Source organism: Synechococcus sp. W55.2 (genome assembly GCF_047461635.1).
Classification (GTDB): domain Bacteria; phylum Cyanobacteriota; class Cyanobacteriia; order Thermostichales; family Thermostichaceae; genus Thermostichus.
This window is the reverse complement of record NZ_JANSHM010000011.1, coordinates 17,375-41,869: the sequence shown is the minus strand read 5'-3', so window position 1 is coordinate 41,869 and position 24,495 is coordinate 17,375. Positions and strand designations below refer to the sequence as shown.

The following is a 24,495-nucleotide window of genomic DNA, read 5'->3' as shown; positions in this document are numbered from 1 at the left end:
GAAAAGGCTTATGCTGCTGAACTTCTATCTCATTTGACAACCAATCAAACGGACACAACTTGAATAAGAGCTAAGCTTAGACGGCTGCAAAAAAACTCGATCCAGATCCAAGATGTGTAAAATTTGAGACAAAGATGTTGCTCCCCTCTCGGCAAGCTTGGACATGATTTCAGCAGGGCGGGAAAAGCTCTCGCCAGAGCTTCTTCCGACTTTTGACAGAGAGAATTAGCTAGGAGATGGACTTCAACACTCCAGACGTGGGGCAGCTCTACATGTTCCCCGAGCAGAGAAAGATCTGGGCTCTAAGCTGGGATCCGCCCGCCCCCCATGAGGTACAGCAGGGCCATGCGCACCGCCACGCCGTGGGTGACCTGCTGCTCAATCAGGTTCAAGCCGGGATCCTCCATCACCTCGGAGCTGAGTTCCACACCGCGATTGACCGGGCCGGGGTGTAGAACCCTCACCTCTGGGTGGCACAGGCGCAGTCGTTGCCGCGTGAGGCCGAAGAAGTGATGGTACTCCTGCAAGCTGGGGAGAAGGAACTCGCTCATGCGCTCCTGCTGCAGGCGCAAGGTGATGACAAAACGCGCCCCTTCGAGGGCAGGCTCTAGCTGCCAATGGACAGGGAGCGTATGGCCGGGCACAAACTGGGCAAAATCTTTGGGCAATAGGGTGGGAGGGCCGGCTAAGTGAACCTCAGCTCCGGCGGCCACCAGGGCGTAGATATCGGAGCGGGCCACCCGCGAGTGGAGAATATCGCCGACAATGGCGATTTTGATCCCTTGCAGCAACTCCAGACGGGGACGCCGGGGATCCAGATGACTGCAGAGGGTAAACAAATCCAGCAAACCTTGGGTGGGATGTTCGTGCAGTCCATCCCCGGCATTGAGAACGCCCACAGGGGATCCGCGGCGGTCGATCTCGGCAGCTAATTGTTGGGGCACTCCTGCCTGGGCATGGCGAACGATTAAGAGATCGGATCCCATGGCCAGAAAGGTGCGGGCCGTATCCAAGAGCGTCTCCCCTTTGCTCAAGGAAGAGGTGCCTGGGGAAAAGTTGAGCACATCGGCCGAAAGGCGCTTGGCCGCCAGCTCAAAACTGGTACGGGTGCGGGTGGAAGGCTCGAAGAACAGCGTCACCACCACCTTCCCCTGCAAGGTGGGCACCTTGGGCAACCGCCGCGTCAACACCTCCTGGAAACTGGCGCTGGTCTGCAAAACCATCTGGTATTCTTCGGGAGTAAAATCCGCCAAGCCCAAGACGTGCTGCCGCTGCCAAGCCATAGGGGATCCTCAAATGCCCAGGCGGGCAAAGATCTCGTCCAAATGGGTTAGGTGGCGCCGCGGATCAAAACAAGCCTGCAGTTCCGCCTCGCTGAGGTGAGCCATCACCCGGGGATCCGCCAGCAGATTGGCGCGGAAATCCCCGCCGGGCTGGTTCCAGGCGCGGTGAGCATTTTCCTGCACCAGGCGGTAGGCTTCCTCGCGGCTAAGGCCCTTCTCCACCAAAGCCAGCAGCACCTGCTGGCTGAAGATGACGCCGCCATAGATGTTGAGGTTGCGCTCCATGTTGCCGGTGTGAACCTGCAGCTGGCCCACCAGCTCCGCCATGTTGACCAACAGATAGTGGCAGAGAATGGAGGCATCGGGCAGGATAACCCGCTCCACCGAGCTGTGGGAGATGTCCCGCTCATGCCAAAGGGGGATGTTTTCTAGGGCCGAGACGGCATACCCGCGCAGGAGACGGGCCAGCCCCGTCAGTTGTTCCGCCTTGATGGGGTTGCGCTTGTGGGGCATAGCAGAGGATCCCTTTTGGCCGGGGGCAAAGTACTCCTCAGCCTCCAGTACCTCTGTTCGCTGCAGGTGGCGGATTTCAGTAGCAAAGCGCTCTAGGGAAGAGCCAATCAAAGCCAAGGTTTGCACGTATTCAGCGTGGCGATCCCGCGAGATTACCTGTGTCGAGGCTGTATCGGGCTTCAGGCCCAGGCGAGCGCAGGCCAACTGCTCCACCTGGGGAGGCACGTTGGCGTAGGTGCCCACGGCGCCAGAGATCTTGCCCACCGCCACCACTTCCCGCAGGCGAGCTAGGCGCTCTTGGTGGCGCAGGCACTCGGCCAGCCACCCTGCCAGCTTAAAGCCAAAGGTAATCGGCTCGGCGTGAACACCGTGGGTGCGGCCGATCATGAGGGTGTAGCGGTGCTGCCGAGCTTGGTCGCGGATAGCAGCGATGAGGTCGGCCAGGCGAGCTTGCAAGATCTCCACCGAGGCCACAAGCTGCACGGCCAGAGCGGTATCCAACACGTCCGAGCTGGTCAGGCCCAGGTGGATGTAGCGCCCTGCCTCGCCCACGTGCTCGTTGAGGTTGGTTAAGAAGGCAATAACATCGTGCTTCACTTCCGCCTCAATTTCCAAAACCCGCGCCGGGTCAAAGGCGGCTTTGGCTCTGATCTCCTGCAGGGCTTCTTGCGGGATCCGCCCCAGCTCCGCTTGCGCTTCACAGACAGCCAGCTCCACCTGCAGCCAGGTCTGGAGCTTGTGGGCAGTGGACCAAATCTGGCCCATTTCGGGCAGAGTGTAGCGCTCGATCAAGGTGCCTTTTCCGTCGGTACAGTAGGATGAGCTAGGCTATTTTAGCCTTTGGCGTCCCCCCTCGAGGAAAAGCCGCTGGGGGATCCCTGCGGGCTTGGCTTGCGGTGTCGAAGGAGCAGCAAGGAGTTTGCAGATGACCGTCGGAGCTGTGCCAACTCAGGGAAAAAGAGCTTGGACAGCCGAAGAATTCATGGCGTTGTCCAGGGAGGGACATCGCTACGAGATTGTTGATGGGAAGCCAATTGATATGGGAAGCGCGGGGGCACTCCATGGTTATGTCTGCAGCCTCCTATTGGCAGCTTTGACCCCCTACGTTTTGTCCAACAAGCTGGGGATCGTTTTAGATTCCAGCACTGCTTTTAAGATGAAGAGTGGAAATTGGCGCTCCCCTGACATCTCTTTTTTTGCTAAAGAACGCTTGCAGGGCATGGCTGAACTGCCCACAGGATTTTTGGAAGGCGCTCCAGATCTGGCTGTTGAAGTGCTTTCCCCCCGCAATACGGTTGAAGAAATTCATGACAAGCTGGTGGAGTACTTTGAAAATGGCAGCCGCCTGGTTTGGCTGGTTCACCCCAGCGAGCACTACGTCCTGGTGTATCGCAGCTCTCAAGAGCCTGACCGCCTCCTGAAATCGGTTGATCTTCTAGAAGGTGAAGAGGTTATTCCAGGATTTGCCCTGCCGGTGGCTCATCTGTTCCAGAAGCTTTCCTTGTAACATCCCCCCGCCCTCACTCTAGCCAATAGAGCTTGGGCCTCCCAACCTTGCCATTGGGCATTCCTGCCCCGCGTCACAGAACGACTTGGCAGAGGAGTCGGTATCTCGACCCTGACTTTCCCGCCAGAGCGCGGAACTTGTAGCTCCCCGCACCCCTTGCAAGTTAAGTGCAGGGGGTTGCCCCTCTCGCCGACGGTCTATATTGAACTAGTTCGGGATCCGAAGAGGACGTCATTAGCGGTGCGGAGCACAATCAAGTGTCGATGGGGAAGGATAGCTCTGATAGGTTTCTTGGCAGCATTCCTCGCTCCTGCCCCTGCCATCTCTTTGCCTGCCTTCCCACCTCCTCCTGAGAAGACCTCGGCCCCAAACACCGCTTCCGAGTTCAACTGGCAGGGATCCCTCAAGTTGCTGCGGGGGGATCCCGTGGCTGCCCTGTCGGATCTGGATCGGGCGGTGCAGTTGGATCCCAGCTATGCTCCGGCCTATGTGAACCGCAGCTACGTCTACAACCAGTTGCGCCAGCCGGAAGAAGCTCTGGCCGATGCGGAGCGGGCCATTCAGTTGGATCCGCGAATTCCAGAAGCCTACTTCAGCCGCGGCGTGGCCCACCTGCAACTGGGGGATCGAGAAGCCGCCATGGCCGACTTTCGCCAGGCCTTGGCTCTCTTTTCCAAGAGCGGCAACTTTGCCAACCAGGCCATCCTGCAGCAACTGCTGCGCCAGTTGGGGGTGGATTAGCCTTGAGTCTTTAGAGACTTGCGTTCTCCCAACCACTCTGATAAGGAAACTTCCTGAGCTTGCAGCCCAAAGACCTGACAAAAGGACTTCACCACCACCGGGGCCACTGCCGCCATCGTTACTCGGGGACAAAACTGAACCAGGGATCCCACCGGGCGATCAGGGATCCCACAGGGCACGATGGCCTCGAAGGCAGCTAGATCCGGGCAGACGTTGAGGGCAAAGCCGTGGTAGGTCACCCAGCGGGAGACCTTGATGCCGATGGCCGCCACTTTGCGCCCCTCCACCCAAACTCCTGTCAAGCCAGGGATCCGCTCCCCCCGCAGGCCAAAGTGGGCCACAGTTTCAATAAGCACCTGCTCCAGTTGGCGCAGGTACCAGTGGAGATCCAGACGGTGGCGCCTGAGGTTGAGGATCGCATAACCAACCCACTGGCCTGGCCCGTGGTAAGTGACTTCGCCGCCGCGCTCTACCCGCAGGATTTCTGGCCCTTGTCCAGAGAGGAATTCTGGGCGGGCAGCTGGGGATCCTATCTGTCCAGCCAAGCTCTTGAGGAACTTGGGATCCGCCCCTGCCCCCAGGGTGTAGACCGGCGGGTGGGTGAGCAGTAGGAGCCCATCTGGCAGCTGCGGATTGCAGATCAGGCGAGCCACCCTGGCTTGCTGCCAAGCCCAAGCGGTGCGATAGGGCACCTCTCCCGCCAGGTGAACCTCCAGAGGCGGAGATCCCAAAGAGCGCTCAAACACCTGCGAGGACATCTCAAAGACGGTTTTGCTGGAGAGCTCGCTGTGCCACCAGAAGATGACCAAAAGACCCCATCCCAGCAACGTCCACCTAGCTTACAGGTTTAGTTAACCTGCGCCCGCAACCGCTCCAACAGGGCCCGCGGCTGCAACAGCCCCTCAATGCGGTCAATCGGCTTCCCATCTTTGAAGAGGATCAGCGTTGGCACCGCTTGAATGCCCCAGCGAGCAGCGATGGTTGGGTACTTTTCGGTGTCAACCTTCACAAAAGTAACCGCATCCCCCACCTGAGGTTTTACCTGCTCCAACACTTGCGCCATAACCTGACAAGGGCCGCACCAGGAAGCATAAAAATCCACCAGGATCGGGGTTTTGGATCCCTGAATCATGTCGGCAAAACTTTTGAATTGCTGTTTGTGCGCCATAGGAAACTCCCAGAGTGTTCTGAAAAGCCTGAAATGAAATCTATTTGTAAGCTAACTGTTTGAGACTAAAAATTAGGTAGGGATCCCGCTACGGCCTGCTTCGGTTTCCCGGTAGGATGGCTAGGGTTTGGGAGAAGAGCTAGAGCGTACCTGTAGTCTAGGGTGTTGTGGTGGACAAAGGGGCAGACTTTAGCAGGGTTTAAGGACTTGGAGGAGTGGGATCCCGATGGCAACAAGCAGCAGCATGGTGAATCGTGGCGTGTTGGCTGCAGTGCTGGCTGGGGTAGGACTCAGCCTATGGGGGGCTTGGCGTTGGCTTTGGGATCCCTGGGGCTGGGCTCAGGTAGTGGCCGGGTTGCTGCTGAGTTTGGGCAGCTTGCTCTACTGGCTCAAGACCCGCCCCGCCGATCACCTGGTGGTGGAGCCCCAAGGCTGGCGCATCAGCCGCCACACCCCCGAGCACTGGGTCATTCAAGCGGAGTTTGTGGCTCGCAACCTCAACCCCCTTTTGGAAGTCACCTTGGCCCAGGTGGAGCCGCGACTGCATTTGCTCAGCGCCGGATCCCTAGAAGGCATTCACACCCGCCTACGCCTGCGCTCTCGCCATCCGGATCTTCCCCCCCGCCAAGACAACTACTGGCAGGCCTACATCATCACCCCCCAGAACCAGACTGGCCTAGAGGTTGAGATCGAGCTGAAGGGGGAAGGGCTGGCCCATTTGCGCTCTGCCTGGCTGGAGTTGGACTACATCCAGTACGGGCGGCAGCGGCGCACCCTCAAGACCAGCCATCTCATCCTGCCGTTGCAGGAGGTGGAGCCCTTGCCAGAGCTGAACTGGCAGCAGCAGGGATCCCTCCTTTGGGCCGCCGTTCCCACCCATCTGCTGACCCCCAGCGATGACTTGGCCGAGGTGCTACGGCGGTATGTAGGCCCTCACATCCAGCCCGGCGATATGGTGGCCATCTCGGAAAGCGCCGTGGCTATTGTCCAGGGCAACTTCCGCCATCCCCTGCAGGTGCAGCCCGGCTGGCTGGCCCGCACCCTGTGCTACTTCTTCCCCTCCAAGACCAGTCTTTCAAGCTGCTACGGGATGCAGACTTTGATCGACTGCTCCGGGGCCTGGCGGGTGGTGTGGGCTTTTGTGGTGGGATCCCTGGCCAAACTGCTGGGGATCCCGGGGGTCTTTTATGCCCTGGCGGGAGATCAGGCCGACCTCATCGACGACGTTACTGGCACCCTGCCTCCCTATGACCAGTTCATCGTGCTGGGGCCGCGGGATCCGGCCAAGTTGGTGGGGGATCTGCATCGGCAGACGGGCTACGAAGTGGCCATCGTGGATGCCAACGATCTGGGAGAGGTGAAGCTCCTGGCCGCCACCTCCGGGGTGCAGGGATCCCTGGTGAAGCAGGCGCTGCGCAAAAACCCCGCCGGCAATGCCGCTGAACAAACCCCCCTTGTGCTGATCAGGAAGATGACACCTGACTGAGGCTCTGCTGGGATCCGAGGGCTTGCATCGCCTGGTGAGTGGAGAGGAAGAAGCGCTCAGCGCCCACTTTCTCCACAAACCCAGCCTTTTGGAGGCGATCCATTACCGGCCCCTTCACCTCGGCCATGGCAAAGCCCACCCCTGCCTGCTGCAAACGTTCCACCAACTGGGTCAGCACTTCCAAAGCGCTGCCGTCGATGAAGTTGATGGCGCTGGCAACGAGCAGCACCTGCTCCACTGTGGGTCGCGCCGCCACCTCTCGCAGCAGATACTCCTGCAAGTAGGCTGCGTTGGCAAAAAACAGGCTCTCGTCCACCCGCACTGCCAAGATACGGGGATTGGTAATCACCTCATGGCGCTGCACGTTGCGGTAGTGCTCGGTGCCCGGTACCTGGCCGACGATGGCAATGTGGGGATGGCTGGCCCGCCAGAGAAAAAGCAGGATGGACACCAACACCCCTACTCCGATCCCTTGCTCCACTCCGATCCCCAGCACACTGGCAAAGGTTACCAACCAAACCAGGGCATCGCCACGGTCGTAGCGCCAGCTTTGCAGCAGGGGGTGAAAATCCACCAGGGCCAGCACTGCTACCAGAACGATGGCCGCCAGGGTGGTCTGGGGCAAGAAGGTGAACAGTGGCATCAGCCAGATGACCGTCAAAGCCACCAACAGGCCGGTGATTAGGGAGGCCAGGCCACTGTTGGCGCCTGCTTGAAAGTTCACCACCGACCGGCTGATGCCTCCCGTTACCGGATAGCCGCCACTGCAGGCTGCTGCCAAGTTGGCTGCCCCCAAAGCCACCAGATCTTGGTTGGGATCCACCTTCTGCCGCCGCTGGCTGGCCAAGGACTGCCCCACGGCATAGCTCTCCGTGAAGCCCACCAAGCTAATGGCCAAGGCGGTGGGCAGAAGCGCTGTCCACTGTCCCCAGCTCAACGGGGGAAAGCCCAAGGGGGGCAACCCGGAAGGAATGGAGCCAACAACGGATACCCCTGCCCTCTCCGAGAGGTTTAGGCCCCAGACCAACAGGCTGGTCACGAGCACAGCCGCTAGCGGTGCCCCCTTGGTCAAAATCAAGGCCCAACCTGGAGGCACACCCCAACGCCGCAGTTGGTGGGGCAACTTTCGCTGAGCGTACACCAGCAGGGATACGGCCAGCAGCCCTAGGCCAAAGGTTGCCCAGTTCACCTTGTCCAGGCTTTGCCACAGCCGCTGCACCAACAGCAAGAAGGACTCCGTATTGGCGATCTTGACCCCCAGGAGGTGGCGGAGCTGGCTGAAGCCGATGATCAAGGCCGCCGCGCTGCCAAAGGCAGTCACCACCGTGTGGCTTAAGAAATTGGCCAAAAACCCCAGCCGCAACAACCCCATGGCCCCCTGGACCAGACCCACCTCCAAGGCCAGCCCCAAAGCCAACTGTCCATACTCCGGGCTGCCCGGCAAGGACTCCGTCCCGCTGACGCGACCGGCCAGGGGCTCCAACCCCGCCGCCACCAAGAGGGAGATGATGGCCACCGGCCCCACCGCCAGGGCACGGCTGGATCCCAGTAGTCCATAGACGATCACCGGCAAAATACTGGCGTACAGGCCCACTTGGGGGGGCAACCCGGCCAACAGGGCATAGGCCATGCTCTGGGGCACCAGCAGAATAGCCACCACAAGGCCAGCGATCAGATCTCCCGGCAAATCCGATCGCTGATAGTGGAATACCCAAAGAGACTCCTTAGCAAAGGGCAGGTACCGCGCCAGGATCCCTTGCCCCGAAGAGGAAGCAGAAGGGATCCCACTCATAGCGCCTGACCTCGGTTCCAGGGCATGCGAGCCAAGAGCAGAGCCATGCCACAGGTGTTGGTTACACCCGCAAACACCAGCCCAGCGCCCACAAAGCCACTCAGCAGCAGCCACCAGGGGTTGACAAAGGCCCCCAGAAGGGTTCCGGTGAGCACCAGGGATCCCGCCGCAATCTGCACCTGCCGCATGATGGAGATGAGAGCATTTTGGGTGCGGGTAACAGGCAGCTTAGCCGCTTTCCAAGCCTCGATCCCGCCCTTGAGGCTAATCACCTCCGGCCAGCCGCGGTCTAGCAACTGACAACCGGCGCGGATGGAGCGGCTGCCCACGCGGCACTGCAACACCACCGGCTTCTCTGGCGTAGAGGCGGGCACTTTGGCGGGATCAAAAGTGGAGAGGGGCAGGTTGATAGCCCCCGGGATCCGCTCATCGGCATATTCTCCCGGCTCCCGCACATCAATGAGCTGGACTCGCCCCTGATCCAGCCACTGTTTTAAGGTCAGGGCATCGATCTCCTTGAGACGGGGATCCCGTTCTTGCGAAGCGGAAGGGATAGGGTTTTGTTGGGTTACGGTCATGGTTGTCTCCTTGCTTCTAGCGTTGTCTAAAATGCAAAAAGCAGCAATTTTTGGGATTAATCCCCCTCCTCAAGCAAATGACTGGGCTCACCGGGGTAAAACCGGCTATCCAGGATTTGCTCTGAGGAATAAGGGCAGGTTTTGGGGAAAATCTTTCTGGGCAGCTTGGTCTCCTCCAGGGCCAGCTTCAGCGCTCCCAAGTAAGACTTGGAGATGGCCTCTGGCAAATAGGGCTTGAGACTTGGGCTTTCTTCAAGAAGCTCCAGAACTTCCTGCCGCTGCAGCTGGAGGGTGAGGAGCCAGCTTGCGGATCTCCCCTCTGGCTGGTACTCCCACTTGAGGAGATGCCCAACCAAAACTGCAAGTCGGTTTCGCAGTTCCTGCCGCTGTTGCCTGCCCAACGATTCAATCTCCTCGACTAAATTGGGCAGATCCAGCTTCTCCCAGGCCCGATCCCGCAGAAATTGAGCTTGTTGCTGGATCCAAGCGTAGAAATCGCTCTCATAGAGACTTTCTCGATCCACGCTCAAACTCTCCATTTCTGGCAAGCCAATTGAGAGAAGGTTACCCAGAGCAGCGGGCTCTCACCATCGGAGTTTCACGTGAGCTCCCCAGCCGGCGGGGGCTTGCCCTGCACCTCACTGCCCAGAAGGAATTAAACCGCTGCTGCCACTTGGCCGCACTGCTCGTTGGCCGGCACCGCTTCCTGGATCTTCTTCGGCTGGGGCAGGTTGAGGCTGTTCATCAGGGCAATGAAGCTCTCACGGGAACGCAGGTTGCCCGTTTCCGGATCCACAAAGCGCGGGTTCCAGCGCTTCTCCTCGCCAATGGTGGAGACGGTGTGCCCGCGATAGTCGTGGCCAGGATAGACCAGCGTCTCATCGGGCAGCGTAAACAAGTGCTGGGTAACATGGTCGTACATCAGGCCGGGATCCCCGCTTTGGAAATCCGTGCGCCCACAGCCGCGGATCAGCAGGGCATCTCCGGTAAGGACGCGATCCCCATTCACGCGGTAGGTCATGTGGCTGTCGGTGTGGCCCAGGGTAGCGATGGCTTCAATGACGACGGATCCCATTTGCAGCGTTTCCCCATGACCGATGAAACGATCTGCACATTGAGCCTTGGCCTGTACTGGCACCACCCCTTGGCAACCGGTCAGTTCCCGCAGCTTCCCGGTTCCCGTGATGTGATCCGCGTGAACGTGGGTTTCCAGGCAGTACTTCAAGGTTAGACCCAATTCCCGAATCAGCTTCAAATCCCGCTCCACCTGCTCCAGCACTGGATCCACCAGGGCGGCCTCGCGAGTTGTCGGATCCGCGATTAAATAGGTGTAGGTGCTTGTTTCTGCGTCGAACAGTTGGCGAAATAGCATAGTGCCCTCCTGTCTGGTATCGAAAGCCCGACGTGAACTTGGACTTTCTAGGAACACTATATAACTATCTAGTGTTAAAATCAAGTTGCATGGACGGCGCAAGCAGGTTTGTTGATTGGGGAAAAGTCGGTGAGCAGAGCGGATGTGAATGAGTGTCGCACAATCCTGACGCCGCAGGTTCTCGACAGCGTGGCAGAGTACTTCAAGGTTTTGGCGGAACCCAACCGCCTGCAGATCCTGTGTCAGTTGCGCTCGGGGCCCAAGAACGTCACCCAAATCTTGGAAGCTACGGGTATGGGCCAGGCCAATGTTTCCAAGCACCTCAAGATCCTGACCCAGGCAGGGATCGTCAGCCGTCAGCCCAAGGGGGTGAGTGTTTATTACCAAATTGCGGATCCCATGTGCTTTGAGCTGTGTGAAATGGTATGTCGGCAGTTGGTGAGTCGGCTACAACAGCAAGCCCGCCAACTGGAGCCGCTGGCAGCCATTCACCCAGGTCAACCGAGCTGAGGCGGAAAGGGTTCTCAAGTAGGTTGGGATTTCGCGAGCACCCGAAGGTTATTCCAGCCCCAGCCGCTGACGAAAGTAAGGGATGGTCTGTTGCAGCCCAACTTGCAGCGGGATCCGAGGTTCCCAACCCAAGAGGGCACGGGCTTTGCGAATGTCGGGCCGCCGCTGCTTGGGATCATCTGTTGGCAGAGGCCGGTAAACGATGGGAGAAGGGCTGCCGGTGAGGGCGAGCACCTGCTGGGCCAGCTCCAGGATCGTGAACTCCTCTGGGTTGCCCAAGTTAAAGGGTCCGGGGTAGGGGCTGTTCATCAGCCGGATCAAGCCCTCTACCAAGTCGGAGATGTAGCAAAAGCTGCGGGTCTGGGATCCATCCCCATAGACCGTCAGGGGATCCCCGCGCAGGGCCTGGACGATAAAGTTGCTCACCACGCGGCCATCGTCCTCCCGCATGGCGGGGCCGTAGGTGTTGAAGATGCGGGCCACCCGGATCTCCGTCTGGTATTGCCGCTGCCAGTCGAAGGTGAGGGTTTCCGCCAAGCGCTTGGATTCGTCGTAGCAGGCCCGCGGGCCGATGGGGTTGACGTGGCCCCAGTAGTCTTCCGGTTGGGGATGCACTTGGGGATCCCCGTACACTTCTGAAGTCGAGGCCAGCAGGAACCTCGCTCCCGTTTTCTGGGCCAGTTGCAGCAGGTGGTAGGTGCCCCAGAGGCTGGTGCGGATGGTGCGGATGGGATCCGCTTGGTAGTGGGGGGGAGAAGCGGGGCAAGCCAGGTGGTAGATCTGCTGGATCCCAGCCTCTGCCAAAGCGGGCGGCAGGGGCTCGGCAACGTCGTGCCAAATGAACTGAAAGGCTGGGTTGTCTAGATGAGCTTGGACATTCAGCTGCCGGCCCGTGTAGCCGTTATCCAGACAAATGACCCAGTGGCCTTCTTGCAGAAGGCGGGTTACCAAGTGGGATCCGATAAATCCGAGGCCACCCGTAACCAGGATCTTCATGATTTCCCCTGATTTCCCCAGCACCTACCAGCCCACTCCGATGAGGGTTATGCCCGCCTGCCGCACCGCCTCCCGATCCAGACAGTTACGGCCATCGATGAGCAAGGGCCGCCGCATCAGCTCTGCAATCCGTCGGTAATCCAGCGACAAAAACTCCGGCCACTCCGTCACCAACACCAGGGCATCGCAGTCCTGGGCCAGCCGGAACACATCCGTTTCCACCACCACATGGGCCAACCCCTCCCGCATCCCTGAAGCGGACACAACGGGATCATACGCCTTCACCTTTGCCCCAAGGCGGTGGAGCTGCTCGATTAAGGTCAGGGAAGGGGCATCCCGCAGGTCGTCGGTGTGGGGTTTAAACGTGAGGCCCAAAAGGCCAACGGTTTTACCCTTAAGCACCTTGAGGGCCTGCTGCAGCTTTTCCACCAGGCGCTGCCGCTGTTCTCGGTTAACCTCCACCGTGGCCTGCAACAGCTTGGCCTCATAGCCATAGTCAGCAGCGGTTTGGATAAGAGCCGCCAGATCTTTGGGGAAGCAGCTTCCGCCCCACCCTATGCCAGCGTTGAGAAAGGCGCGGCCAATGCGCCTATCTAGGCCGACCCCTTCCGCCACCTGGGTGATGTCGGCGCCGGTGCGCTCACAGATGTTGGCCATTTCGTTGATGAAGCTAATCTTGGTGGCCAGGAAGGCGTTGGCGGCATACTTGATCATTTCGGCAGAAGCCAGGTCGGTCACCAGCAAAGGCACGGGATCCCCTTGCAGGCCCTGCTGGCGGTTGAGGATGGGTTCATACAGCTGCCGCATGATTTCAATGGCGCGGGGGCTGTTGGAGCCAATCACAATGCGATCTGGGTAGAAGGTATCTTGGATGGCACTGCCCTCCCGTAGGAACTCGGGGTTGCTCACCACGTCAAACTGCGGCGTCCAAGGCGAGAGCTCCAAGGTCAGGGATCTGGCCTCTGGATCTCTCCCCACTTCTCGGCTGCTCAGCCGCTGCTTGGCGGCTTCGGCGGCCCCGTCCAAAATGAGCATGCGCACCCAGTCCCCAGAGCCAATGGGCACAGTGGATTTGTTGACAATGACTCGATAGTGCTCGTCCAGATGCTGGCCAATTTCCCGCGCCACTGCTTCCACGTAGCGCAGATCGGGATCCCCGCTGGGCAGGGCCGGGGTGCCCACGGCAATAAACACCACCTCGCTGGCCTGGATCCCAGAGCCCAGATCGGTGCTAAAGTGCAGCCGACCCGCCGCAGTTCCCTCCCGCACCAGCTCTTCCAGGCCGGGCTCGTAGATAGGCAGGCGACCCCGCTGCAGCCCTTCAATCTTAGCGGGGTTGTTGTCCACACAGATAACGCTATTTCCTAGGTGAGCCAGGCAAGCCCCTGTTACCAGGCCCACATAGCCAGCGCCTACCACAGCAACGTGCATACTCAGAGTTCGCTCCCCAATCGGCGGCCACTTGACTAAGCCTTAGCAGCTTGCTTTTAGGGTACCCTCCCTTACCCCTATTGAGGTCGGTGACAGAATAAAGCAGGATATCTGTGGATCCCCGCCCGAGCTGCAGTGAGCTTTCTGGATTCTGCTGCCATAGCCAGCCGCCGTCAGCGCCAAGTGCAGAGGGTGCTGTACGTCACGCTAGGGCTAAATGTCCTGGTGTTTCTGATCAAGTTAATCCTGGGGCTGACGACGGGATCCCTAAGCCTCATTGCCGATGCCCTGCACAGCTCCACCGACAGCGCCAGCAACATTTTGGGCTTGGTGGCCGTGCGCTTTTCTTCGCCAGAGCCCGATGACGACCATCCCTACGGCCATCGCAAGTTTGAAGCCATTGGAGCGCTGGGGATCGCCGCCTTTTTGGGGATGGCCAGCCTGGAGATCCTGCGCACAGCCGTGGAGCGGTTTTGGGAGCCCCAGCCCCACCTGCAGATCGATGAGCTGACCTTGGGGATGATGGTGGGCGTGCTGGGCATTAATGTCTTTGTCACCCTCTACGAGCACCGCTGGGGCAAAGCTCTGTCCAGCTCGCTGCTGTTGGCCGATGCGCGCCATACCCTCAGCGACGTTGGGGTGACGCTGACGGTGTTGCTGGGGTTGGCCGGCATGCATTATTGGGGGATCCCTTGGTTGGATCAAGCCCTGGCTTTGCCGGTGGCGCTGCTGGTGCTCCGAAGCGGCTGGGAAGTGCTGCAGGAGAATCTTCCCTACCTCACAGATCGGGTGGCGATCCCTGCCGAGGCCCTGCGGGATCTGATCCTGAGCGTGCCAGGCGTGCTCGACTGTCATGACATCACTTCCCGCGGGATCCCAGGGGAAATGGTCTTTATCGAGATGCACCTGGTGGTGGAGCCACAGGACATTGAGTCCGCCCACCGCCTCACTGAGGAAGTCGAACGCCTCTTGCAGGAGCGCTACGGGCCAGCGCGGATCCTCATCCACCTGGAGCCTCGCTCCCATATCGAGCAACCCTAGCAGGAGCTCGCCACCTGCCAACAGATAGCCTAGCCAAACCTCAGGGATCCTGATGTTTCCAAAAGAACACCAAAACGGTATCAACGCCTCTGCGAGCGTCCCTCAAAATCTCGGAAAAGCCCATTCTTTCGTCGGATCCCTCGACGCCTTGTGCCACAAGGCTTTCCGGCCCCAAAACCCCCTCGCCGAAACTCTTTTTGCCCCCTTTTTTCCGGATCCCTCGCAAACGGGTCTTGCATCCCTTGCCCTGCTTGGCTTTAATAGGGGTGGTCCCCCTTCGGGGGGATCCCTAGAAATTGGAAACACTCCTTTAAACCGGGCTGCCACGTCGACATGTGGAGAAATCCACAACCCCCTTCGGGGGGATCCCTAGAAATTGGAAACACTTTTCCAGTCTCCTTATAGTTATATCAACATTGCCTTGTGTTCCCCCTTCGGGGGGATCCCTAGAAGTTGGAAACTTCCGTGGGTGGCCAGCCACCCCCACCAAAACCACCCCGTTCCCCCTTCGGGGGGATCCCTAGAAATTGGAAACGAGCATTCTGGTGCTACTACAGAAATTCCTAAATTTTTGTTCCCCCTTCGGGGGGATCCCTAGAAATTGGAAACAATCTGCTCCGGCACCCACCAAGAAGTTGGTATATGTTCCCCCTTCGGGGGGATCCCTAGAAATTGGAAACAGGCCTCTTAAATTATCTCTCCAGTAGCCTTTAACAAGTCGTTCCCCCTTCGGGGGGATCCCTAGAAATTGGAAACGTAGAATGCCGGTATGCCATGCAGGCTGTCAACGGTCCAAGTTCCCCCTTCGGGGGGATCCCTAGAAATTGGAAACAACTACTGGATATACGGACAACGGCTAGTCAACCGGACCCGTTCCCCCTTCGGGGGGATCCCTAGAAATTGGAAACGATCAAGAAGTTGGATCCCGTACAACAGCGACTGCAAGTGGTTCCCCCTTCGGGGGGATCCCTAGAAATTGGAAACGGGCAATCCCGATCTAGCGCTTGTCCCTGATACCGCTGCGTTCCCCCTTCGGGGGGATCCCTAGAAATTGGAAACAACTACTGGATATACGGACAACGGCTAGTCAACCGGACCCGTTCCCCCTTCGGGGGGATCCCTAGAAATTGGAAACCCCACCGCCGCCACCCCTGTTCCGCCCCAGACTAGTCGACCGTGCCGCGTCGGCGGCCGGCCCCTGCGTACAACCGTCATAAATAAGGAAGATCCGATCTTTGGAAAGTTGTACGCTCACACACTTAAGTGAACCACAGACCAAGCTGGTCGTCTCTACTACCGCACCAACGCCCGACCGCCGCCCACCGCCGGCCCCTGCCCCACCCCTATCACCGCCCCAGGCCGACACCTGTGCGCGCCGCTCGTCTTCCCTGGCACCACCACCCACCGCCGTCTTTGCGTACAACTATCCAAAAGAAGTGGGATCCTATCTTTGGACACTTGTACGCCCACGCACGTAAGTGAGCTGTAGACTGCGTTGGTCTCCTCTGCTACCACATCAGCGCCCCTGGGATCCCCACCGCCCCACCCCCGCCACCGTCAGCTACGATGGTGGCAGCATCCGACGCCGGCCATGGATAACTTCAACATCCTCGACGTCCCCCGCTGGTACCGCGACCTGCCCCACCAAAGGGAGGCGCTGGAGTGGCTGTGGTCACGGCTGAGCGAGGACGACCGCCGCGAGTTCGTGCGCCGGTGGAGGGCAGAGGCCTCCGCCCCGCCCGTGCAAAACCCACAGCCCGTCGTCACGCTCGCCCAACTGCGGGCGCTGTTCCCGTTTGTCCCCCGACCGGAGCAGTTCCTGGATTCCCTCAACGAAGCGTTGGCCCGCTACCAGATCACCACCCCCCTGAGGGCCGCCCACTTCCTGGGACAGGTGGGGCACGAGACGGGCGGCCTGCGCTGGCTGGAAGAGATCTGGGGTCCCACTCCCGCCCAGCGCGGGTACGAAGGACGCCGCGACCTGGGCAACACACAGCCCGGAGACGGCTACCGGTTCCGGGGCCGCGGCCTGTTCCAGCTGACGGGGCGGGCCAACTACGAACGGTTCGCCCGCGCCGTGGGCCAGCCCCAGATCATCGAGAACCCCGACCTGGTGGCCACCCCCTACTGGGCCGCCCAGTCGGCAGGCTGGTTCTGGCACGTCGGCAACCGCACGGGCCGCAGTCTGAACGCCCTGGCAGACCGCGACGATCTGCGAGGGATCACCCTGGTCATTAACGGAGGCCTGAACGGCCTGGAGGACAGACGACTGTGGACAGAGAAAGCCAAGAGGGTGCTCCACGGCTAGACGCTGTGGAGATCGAGTTGGCCGACTGGATCACCGTGCGGGTGCTGGGCGGCCAACTGCTGCTGTTGAGCGTCGGCCTGGCCGTCCTACTGGCCAAGCTCTGGTGGCTGCGCCGTGCCCCCGCCCGCCTACTCCAGAGGGGATCCCAAATCCAGCAGATCCTGGCCCAGATCCTGGAGGTGGCTGGCGCAGACAGGGTGTCCCTGTACGAAGTGATCCACTACGGCGGCTGGCGGCTGTTCAAGGGTTCCCCCTTCGGGGGGATCCCTAGAAATTGGAAAAGAATTGGAAAAGAAATTGGAAGCGAACTGAAGCTGGGCCTGGTTATCAGGCGGGCAGCGAAAACAACGGCTGAAACGCTCCAGAAATCGGCCTGCTGGCTGGGGAAAGTCTGGGAAAGTGAGGTCTGGATCCCCGGCAGCCACCGCTGCCCAAAAGTAGCGCAATTGTGGGGCCAAGGCTTGTGCCTGTTCCAAAGGCAAATTCAGCGGTGCGGAGGTTAAAAACTTAACCACCGCTGGTTCGCTGCGCTGGGCCATCCACTCCCGGGAGAACGCTTGCAAATCGGGCCAATCGGGCAGGGATCCCACCCGGTAGCTCTGGACATGGACTTGGATTCCGGTCTCTCGATCCGACCGGATCTCGACAAGGCGGTAGGGGTGGGGAAAGCTGACCAAAGAGCCGGTGGTAATGTCGTAAACCCCCCCTCGTCGGGCGATGTGCTGGATGTGCAGATGTCCGGTGAACACCAGTTGCACCCCATAAGCTTGCAGCAGCCGCCGCAACTGAGAGGCATTCTCCAGCATGTAGCGACGCCCCCAGGGATGGAGAGACTGGCCGCGCAGATGCTCGACCACATTATGGTGCACCATCAGCAGTACCAGCTCTTCCTCGGCTGCCGCCAATTCTTTCTCCAGCCAGGTCAGTTGTTCTGGGGTTAGACACCCCACCAATTGACCCTGAGCATCAAAATGGTTGGAATTGAGGCCGATCAAACGGATCCCTGGCCGCAACAGCCGACTGTAATCCAAAGACTGCCCGTCCTCATAGCCAAAAGCTTGGTAGTAGCGGGGAAAATCCGCCAAACCAATAGAGCGCCCGTTGGCCTTGGGCTGGGGCACATCGTGGTTGCCGGGCACCACAAAAGCCGGAAAGGGCAGTCGAGCCAGCCGCTCTGCCAGCCATGCATGGTTTTCCGGCTCCCCATGCTGGGTCAGATCCCCCGGCAACAGCAGAAAATCCAGAGGCAACTGCACCAGATGCTGCAAAACCTGTTCCAGAGCCGGGATGCTCACCTCTACCAGGTGAAATCGGCTGGGGTGATCCCACAGGGTGGAAGGGAGGGTGACGTGGGGATCGCTCACCACAGCAAAGCGGATCTGCACGGATTACTCCCCTTGACAACAGCAAGCAGATAGAGCCTTCGGCCCACCGGGGGGACAAGCGCTTCTGCTATTCTGGCATCCATCACGGGATCCCGATTATCTCAGGAGCACAGCATGGTGGCCCAGGTGATTACCATCGATCACCCTCTGGTGCAGCACAAGCTCAGCCTCATGCGCCGTGTTGAAACTACAACCGCCGACTTCCGAGCGCTGATGCGGGAGATCAGCCTCTTGATGGCCTACGAGGTGACCCGCGATCTGCCCCTCAAGCTACAGCCCATTCAAACCCCGATGGCCCCAATGTTGGCGCCGATGTTGGCGGCAGAGAAAAAGTTGGTGCTTGTCTCCATCCTGCGGGCCGGCCAAGGGCTCCTTGACGGCATGCTGGAGCTGATCCCATCAGCACGGGTGGGGCATATCGGCCTATATCGGGATCCCCATACCCTGATCCCCATCGAGTACTACTTCAAGGTGCCCACCGATATCGAAGATCGTGAGGTGCTGGTGGTGGATCCAATGTTGGCCACCGGCCATTCGGCAGCAGCGGCTGTAGCGCGCCTACGCCAAACCCGACCCCAGTCGATCCGCTTCATCTGCCTGGTGGCCGCCCCAGAAGGGATCCGATATTTCCACGAACAGAACCCAGATGTGCCAATCTATACCGCTGCTGTAGACGATGGCCTAGACGAGCACGGCTACATCCTCCCCGGCCTGGGAGATGCAGGGGATCGCCTGTTCGGCACCCGCTGATACAAGAGTGCCATGCCTACAGCACCCCGTCCAGAACTGCACTACTGTTGTGATTGGGAAGTTGGGTTGGGCGCCAACAACTGTTCCCCCCTCAACATGCGGGCAGCAGCGCTGAGCAGCTCCTCTTCCAGATAGGGCTTGGTGAAGTAGGCAGTTGCTCCCAGCTCCCGTGCTGTTTGCCGGTGCCGTTCTGCCCCCCTCGAGGTGAGCATGGCAACCGGGAGATGCTTGAAGTTGCTGTCTTCCCGCAGGCGGGTGAGCAGTTCTAGGCCGTCCATGCGCGGCATCTCGATGTCGCAGAAGATGAGGTCGCAGGGCAGGCCGCCGCGCAGCTTTTCCCAGGCATCCTGGCCATCCCGCGCCTGTTCCACCCGGTAGCCCACCTTCTGGAAAGACATCGAGAGCAGCTCCCGAACGGTGATCGAGTCGTCCACGATCAACACGGTGGTCTGGCGCACCTCTTCTGGGGTTGGCTCCTCATCCCGGTGATCCAGCCAGAAGCGGTTGAGATCCCGACGGCGACCGTGGGCTATGTCCACCAGCTCGATGATGTCGGCAATCGGCAGCACCCGCCCGTTCCCCAACACCGTTGCCCCAGAAATGCCCAGTGGCTTGGGCACAGGCCCGCGCAGTTGCTTGATCACGATTTCCTGCTCTTCCACGAAGCTGTCCACCTGCAGGGCAACATACTGGCCGGCACTTTGCAGGATGACAATGGGAATAATGCCCTCATCCTGGGTGATGCTGTACACCTCGGAACGGCTGCGGCTGTGGCTGCTGCTGTAGGCCAGCAGATTTGAGAGGGGCTGGAAGTGAAGACGCTGATCCCGCCAGAGAATCGAGGGCCGCCCCTGCTCATCCGGCTGAACTTCGTCGGCAGGAACATCCAGCATCTCCTCCACGCCATCCAGGGGGAAGGCGATCAGGGCTTTGTCGCTGACACACACCATGGCCTTGGAAATGCTCAGGGTGAGGGGGAGGCGGATGGTGAAGGTGGTTCCTTTGCCCCGCGCAGAATCCACTTGAATGCTGCCGCGCAGCTCGGTGATGTTGCGGCGCACCACATCCAAGCCAACCCCCCGCCCGGCCAGATCGTCCACCTCGCTGGCCTCGCGAACGCTGAAGCCGGGGTGGAAGAGAACGTTGAACACTTCGTCTTCGTCGGCTTGCTCCGACAGCAGCCCCAGCCTTTGGGCCTTGGCCTTGACCTTCTCCACCGGGATCCCGGCGCCATCGTCCGAGACGATGATGATGGTTTGGTTGCCCTGATAGAAGGCCTTGACGGTGATCTTGCCCTCAGGGGGCTTGCCCGCCCGCCGCCGCTCCTCAGGGGTCTCGATCCCGTGAACCAGAGCGTTGTTCACCAGATGGGTCATCGGGTCATAGAGCTCCTCCAGGATGGCCTTGTCGATGAGCGTGTCACGGCCTTCCACCACCAGGCTGGCCTGCTTGCCCGTTTTGATGGAGAGATCCCGAATGGCGCGGGGCAACCGATCGGCAACTTGCGAGAAGGGCACCATGCGCGCCCGGTTCAGGCCCTCTTGCAGTTGGGTGGTTACCTGCCGGAATTGGCGGGTGATCTGCTCGGCCTCATCCACGGCAAACTCGATGTCGGAGGAGGACTCGCGCACCCGCACGATGAGCTCAATGATCTCCTGGGCCAGAGCGTGGAAGGCCGTAAACTGATCCATCTCCAGCTTGTCGAACTCTTGGCCGGAGGAATGGCCGCGCCTGCCTCGGGTGGATCCCTCCCCATTTCGACCGAAGCCCACCGTTACCGTGCCGCCATAGGCTGAGCTGCTGCGGCTGGAGAACAAAGCCGATTCCAGCAAGGAGCGGTCATACTGATCCCGCATGCGCTGGCCCAGATCCCCTAGCTGTTGCACACGGCCCAACAGGCCATCCAGAAACTGGCGCAGACGGGTTTGGTTTTGCTCCATGCTGTTGCGGATGACCACCAACTCTCCCACCAGGTTGTTGATGGAGTCGAGGTGGCGCACCTCCACCCGCATCACAGGGTTGCTGAGGGCAGCAGTTCGCCGTGAAGTCGGCCCAGTTGCCGCTGGGGCAGCTGCTGCTGGGGTGGGGGTTGCTGGAGCAGCAGCGGCAACTGGCGGCGAAGGTGCTGGCGCCGCAGCAGGTGCTTGGGCAGGAACCTCGAGATCGCCCAGGAGCGATTCCAGCTGGGCTGCAAAGTCGTCAGCAGCCTCGCCGCTCGCGGCTGCAGGGGATCCCACAAGGGGGGCGATAGCCTTTTCTAGCTCAGGGGTTACCGCCGGCTCGGCAGCGTCGAAGAGGGCGGCCAAATCGTCCAAACGGGGAGCCGGAGCAGCTTCCAGCGCCTCTTCCTCTGGGGTCTCGGCCTCGCCAACAGGAACGGCTAAGGATTCATCCTCTGCAAACAGGCTGGCCAACTGGCTTTCCAGATCGTCCTCCGCAGGCTGGAGGGCATTTTCTTCCTCCAGTGCGGCAACCGGCGGCTCTGGCTCAGACACGGGCACTTCCGCCAGGCTGCTCGCTTGCAAAGCTTCTGTGTCCTCCAGGAAGGTGGCAAGATCCAAGGGGGGTTCTTCTTGGGGCGCTTCCCCTTCTGCAAAGAACTGGCTCAACTCATCCAGATCCACCTGGCTGTCGCTATCCATGGCCGAGAGGGATCCCCTGGCCCCCAGGCTCAGTTCTTCTGGGTCGGATTCCTGGGTGAATAGGGCATCGAGACGGTCGAAGGAGAGCTCAGGGGAAGGGGCGACTGCCTCCTCAGCCGTGGGTTGCAGGTCTGCGAAAGACTCCTCCTGAACCGGGAACAGCTCCTCCAGAAGCGCCCACTCCTGGGCTTCTGCTGTGTCCCCAGCTGCTGATTGGGTCAGGGGGATGGAGTCCCCATCGGACGCCTCCTCGAGGGTCTCGCCGGCGAAGAGATCCCCTAGGCTCAGCTCGGCTCCGAAGTCTGGAATTGGCGATTCCCTCGGCTCATTGGCCATGTCGGGCGACGTGGGGAAGGGTTCGCCGATAAAGAGATCCCCCAGTTGCTCAGCTTCGGCAGCATCAGCCTCAGCGATGTCCAGGGATGGGCCAAAAGAGGGATCCAAAAATACGGAAGGTTCACTTGCTTCCGGCATCGACCAAGCCGGATCGGCTTCTGCCGCAGGGGTGGAAAAAAAGCTCTCCAGGCTGTCTTCGGCAGTATCAAAGGCAGCAGAGTCGGCGAACTCTAAGGATCCCACCTCGTCGGATCCCGACTCTGCCAGATAATCTGCTGGGATGGAAAAATCCTCTAGCTGGATATCTGCGGGAAATTCAGCCCAAAGGTCTGCTGCGATTTCCCCGTCCTCAAGGGCTTCCTGAAGGGGTGGGGACGGTTCAGCCGCCCAAGGATCGGCCTCCGGCTCACCAGCGGGAACGGCCTCCAAGTCCGGAAGCTGAGACCCTTCCTGCCGGAAAGCACTCTCTACGGGAAGTTCCTCCAGCTCAAATAGGGCCTCTACCCCGGCACTTGCGGCTTCGTCTGGGACAAAGCCGGATCCCTCGCCCATTTCCGCAGCAACGCTCTGGGCAGTCGGCTCCTGTTCAGCATCCCAGGCAGGCTCAGCAGAGACAAACCCCTCTGCCCCTTCACCCACCACTTCGGCAAACAGCTCCGCCAGATCGGCCTCGGCTCTCTCCTCATCCAACCTTGGGCTCAGATCCTCAAAGGTCTGCAAGAGGGGCTCAGGAGAGGAGGGGATCAGCTCCGTTGGGAACTCTTCGATATCGGATAGCGCTTCTGCGTTGGCGAACAGCTCGTCAAAGGCCGAGGTGGCTTCTTCCTCCAGATCCAAGGGAGTAGCATAGAGCTCCGCTCCGCTAGCGCGACCGAAGTCGTCCGCAACAGAGGCCAAGTCAGCTCCCTGCCCGTCCTCTTCTGGGCTTTCTGCCGGCACGGCAGCTGTCGTCCAGTCTTCCTCCCAAGCCGCTTCGGCTCGGATCCCTGGCCAACTCAGATCCAGATCCCCCTCTTCCGCGGGAGCAGATCGGTGCTCTGAATCTGTTCCCGCCAGCGGGACGGAGTCCTCAGCAGTGCCCACTTCCCAAAGGGATGAGGGCTGTTCCGCCGCCAGATCTCCGCTTGCCTCTGCGCTCTCCTGCTCCGGCGACAGGGCAGCTCCGGGCTCATCCTCTTGAAAGGATGTCTCAGCGAGGGTTACCGCTTCCCAGCTCAGATCGGGGGTAGCGCCTTCCTCCGCAGGGATCCCAGCAGCCACAGCCCAATCCTCCGAGGCACCCTCCTCGGGTTGGGGGAACAGCGGCTCTGCCTCAGACTCCCAAGCAAGGCCAAGGTCGAAGGGCTCAGGGACTTCTGGCTCTTCAGGGGCTGCCGGAACAGGGCGGAAAGCCAGCAACTCAGCCGAGGGTCGGATGGTGTTTGCCGCTCCGCCGGCCAGAGCCTGGTGGGCTTGCTTCAGATCTCGCAGCACCGGCAGGGCCAACTGCCGCAAATCCTGGCTGGGATCCGCCAAAATCTCGCCCACTAAGCGGGTCAAGTCTGTCCAGCCTCCCAGTTCCAGAGCCGAAGATTGCCCCAAATCCTGCAAAGATTGGGCCAGAGCTTGCAGAGCCGGTCGAGTGGCTGGGTCGTCGGGACGTTTGAAGAGTTCCAACATCTGGCGCAACAAGGCCGGGATCTGCTGATGCACCACCACCTCAAGAGGATCCGGTGGGGCAGGGGGAGCGGCAGGGCGAGCCAATTGTTGCAATTCTGAAGAAGGGGCAACCTGCTCAGGCTTGCCGGCCAAGATAAGCTGCTGCCCTTGCTTCAAATCCCGCAAGGCAACCAAAGCCAAAGTTCGCAGGTCGGCATCGGGGTTGCCCAGGGCTTGCTCGAAGGTTTCCGTCAACTGTTGCCAGCCCGCCAGATGATGGACTTGCCCGATCTCCTTGAGAACGGCGTTCGCCGTCACCAAACGCTCTCGGACATCTGCCTGATCCCGTTGTTTAAACAGCTCCAGCATCTGGCGCAACTGCTGCGGCACCACCTCCGCCATGTCCTGCTGTAGGGTGCGAACCGCCGGCGACGAGACGGGAGCTGAGACAGGGCCCTCGCCGAGAAGATTTTGAATGTGCCTTTCGGTCTCTTGAAAAACCGGCTCCAGTTCCGCCAGGGTGGTGTTGCTGACTTCTTGGGTGAGGCCGCGGGGGCTCTGCAGCTCCTCCAACAACATCGAAAGCCCATCAAAAGCCCGCAGCAGCAGGGTTTCCAGGTGCTGGTCGACAGGCACTCCGCCTGGACGGGAGCGAAAGATGTTGAAAAAATCTTCCATGCGGTGGGCCGTCCGTTGGATGCTGGTGAGGCCCAGCATGGCAGCTCCCCCCTTGATGGAGTGAGCAGCTCGAAACAGCTCGTTGATCAGCTCGGGATCGCTCATACTGTCCCGCAGGCTGAGGAGCACTTGTTCGATTGTTGCCAAGTGGTCGCGGGCTTCTTCGATGAAATAACTGAGGATCCGCTTCTGTGCTTCTTCATTCATGGCAGGAGGCCCTTCCTACAGCCCACAAGTCTTCATTCAGTGATAACAGACCGGACAGGGTGAGGCTCGCCTGAGCGAAGAGTCCGGCCAAAAGTCGGAACAGGGGGATCCCGGTGGCATTTGCTAAGGATCG

General features: G+C 60.2%; 19 protein-coding genes and 1 CRISPR repeat array. Of the genes, 7 read left to right on the top strand and 12 right to left on the bottom strand.

Annotated features, from left to right (window positions below; genetic code table 11):
• Positions 1–302: 302 nt before the first annotated feature.
• Positions 303–1,283, bottom strand: a complete 981-nt coding sequence (locus NW828_RS04150; protein ID WP_414381768.1) for an aspartate carbamoyltransferase catalytic subunit — start codon at positions 1,281–1,283, stop codon at positions 303–305.
• Positions 1,284–1,292: 9 nt separating this feature from the next.
• Complete coding sequence (purB, locus tag NW828_RS04145) at positions 1,293–2,588, bottom strand: adenylosuccinate lyase (RefSeq protein ID WP_414381765.1); 1,296 nt, start codon at positions 2,586–2,588, stop codon at positions 1,293–1,295.
• A gap of 133 nt (positions 2,589–2,721) precedes the next feature.
• Between purB and NW828_RS04140 the strand changes: the two genes are divergently transcribed.
• Entirely contained in the window at positions 2,722–3,303 is a 582-nt protein-coding gene (locus NW828_RS04140; RefSeq protein WP_011430559.1) for a Uma2 family endonuclease, read from the top strand.
• A 291-nt stretch (positions 3,304–3,594) separates the two neighbouring features.
• Entirely contained in the window at positions 3,595–4,044 is a 450-nt protein-coding gene (locus NW828_RS04135; RefSeq protein WP_414381762.1) for a tetratricopeptide repeat protein, read from the top strand.
• Here NW828_RS04135 and lipB read toward each other — a convergent pair.
• The gene (gene lipB / locus NW828_RS04130; RefSeq protein ID WP_414381798.1) at positions 4,041–4,802 is read right to left on the bottom strand and encodes a lipoyl(octanoyl) transferase LipB; all 762 of its coding nucleotides are present in this window, start codon (positions 4,800–4,802) and stop codon (positions 4,041–4,043) included. The two genes, NW828_RS04135 and lipB, sit on opposite strands and share 4 nt — an antisense overlap.
• An 89-nt stretch (positions 4,803–4,891) precedes the next feature.
• Positions 4,892–5,212 carry a thioredoxin gene (gene trxA, locus NW828_RS04125; protein WP_011433516.1) on the bottom strand — a complete coding sequence of 107 codons (321 nt, stop codon included), beginning with the start codon at positions 5,210–5,212 and terminating at the stop codon, positions 4,892–4,894.
• A gap of 226 nt (positions 5,213–5,438) precedes the next feature.
• Here trxA and NW828_RS04120 point away from each other — a divergent pair, with 226 nt between their 5' ends.
• The gene (locus tag NW828_RS04120) at positions 5,439–6,698 is read left to right on the top strand and encodes a hypothetical protein (protein WP_414381760.1); all 1,260 of its coding nucleotides are present in this window, start codon (positions 5,439–5,441) and stop codon (positions 6,696–6,698) included.
• Here NW828_RS04120 and NW828_RS04115 read toward each other — a convergent pair.
• The 4 genes from NW828_RS04115 to NW828_RS04100 form a co-directional block, all read right to left on the bottom strand.
• Positions 6,676–8,490, bottom strand: coding sequence for a SulP family inorganic anion transporter (locus NW828_RS04115; protein WP_414381757.1), 1,815 nt, complete (start codon positions 8,488–8,490; stop codon positions 6,676–6,678). The genes NW828_RS04120 and NW828_RS04115 overlap by 23 nt on opposite strands.
• Positions 8,487–9,068, bottom strand: coding sequence for a rhodanese-like domain-containing protein (locus tag NW828_RS04110; protein WP_414381754.1), 582 nt, complete (start codon positions 9,066–9,068; stop codon positions 8,487–8,489). Before NW828_RS04110 ends, NW828_RS04115 begins: the two co-directional genes overlap by 4 nt.
• A gap of 56 nt (positions 9,069–9,124) precedes the next feature.
• Entirely contained in the window at positions 9,125–9,592 is a 468-nt protein-coding gene (locus NW828_RS04105) for a DUF29 domain-containing protein (RefSeq protein WP_414355907.1), read from the bottom strand.
• Between the two features lie 131 nt (positions 9,593–9,723).
• Entirely contained in the window at positions 9,724–10,440 is a 717-nt protein-coding gene (locus NW828_RS04100) for an MBL fold metallo-hydrolase (RefSeq protein ID WP_414381751.1), read from the bottom strand.
• A 129-nt stretch (positions 10,441–10,569) separates the two neighbouring features.
• Here NW828_RS04100 and NW828_RS04095 point away from each other — a divergent pair, with 129 nt between their 5' ends.
• Positions 10,570–10,950, top strand: a complete 381-nt coding sequence (locus NW828_RS04095; RefSeq protein ID WP_414381749.1) for an ArsR/SmtB family transcription factor — start codon at positions 10,570–10,572, stop codon at positions 10,948–10,950.
• 48 nt (positions 10,951–10,998) lie between these two features.
• Here NW828_RS04095 and NW828_RS04090 read toward each other — a convergent pair whose 3' ends face one another.
• Together NW828_RS04090 and NW828_RS04085 are read right to left on the bottom strand one after the other, a co-directional pair.
• The gene (locus NW828_RS04090) at positions 10,999–11,946 is read right to left on the bottom strand and encodes a UDP-glucuronic acid decarboxylase family protein (RefSeq protein ID WP_414381747.1); all 948 of its coding nucleotides are present in this window, start codon (positions 11,944–11,946) and stop codon (positions 10,999–11,001) included.
• 24 nt (positions 11,947–11,970) lie between these two features.
• Positions 11,971–13,377: a UDP-glucose dehydrogenase family protein gene (locus NW828_RS04085; RefSeq protein WP_414381745.1), complete on the bottom strand. Its 1,407-nt coding sequence runs from the start codon at positions 13,375–13,377 to the stop codon at positions 11,971–11,973.
• 135 nt (positions 13,378–13,512) lie between these two features.
• Between NW828_RS04085 and NW828_RS04080 the strand changes: the two genes are divergently transcribed.
• Positions 13,513–14,418: a cation diffusion facilitator family transporter gene (locus NW828_RS04080; RefSeq protein ID WP_414381742.1), complete on the top strand. Its 906-nt coding sequence runs from the start codon at positions 13,513–13,515 to the stop codon at positions 14,416–14,418.
• A gap of 268 nt (positions 14,419–14,686) precedes the next feature.
• Positions 14,687–15,553: a CRISPR direct-repeat array (repeat unit 36 nt; unit sequence GTTCCCCCTTCGGGGGGATCCCTAGAAATTGGAAAC).
• 456 nt (positions 15,554–16,009) lie between these two features.
• A complete protein-coding gene (locus tag NW828_RS04075; protein WP_414381739.1) occupies positions 16,010–16,726 on the top strand; it encodes a glycoside hydrolase family 19 protein in 717 nt (238 codons plus the stop codon).
• 128 nt (positions 16,727–16,854) lie between these two features.
• Here NW828_RS04075 and NW828_RS04070 read toward each other — a convergent pair whose 3' ends face one another.
• On the bottom strand, positions 16,855–18,111 hold the full coding sequence (locus tag NW828_RS04070) for a metallophosphoesterase family protein (RefSeq protein ID WP_414381737.1): 1,257 nt from the start codon (positions 18,109–18,111) through the stop codon (positions 16,855–16,857).
• Positions 18,112–18,225: 114 nt separating this feature from the next.
• On the opposite strand from NW828_RS04070, the gene upp reads away from it, so the two are divergent.
• On the top strand, positions 18,226–18,861 hold the full coding sequence (upp, locus tag NW828_RS04065) for a uracil phosphoribosyltransferase (RefSeq protein WP_414329961.1): 636 nt from the start codon (positions 18,226–18,228) through the stop codon (positions 18,859–18,861).
• Positions 18,862–18,902: 41 nt separating this feature from the next.
• Here upp and NW828_RS04060 read toward each other — a convergent pair whose 3' ends face one another.
• The gene (locus NW828_RS04060) at positions 18,903–24,362 is read right to left on the bottom strand and encodes a response regulator (RefSeq protein WP_414381734.1); all 5,460 of its coding nucleotides are present in this window, start codon (positions 24,360–24,362) and stop codon (positions 18,903–18,905) included.
• Positions 24,363–24,495: the final 133 nt, after the last annotated feature.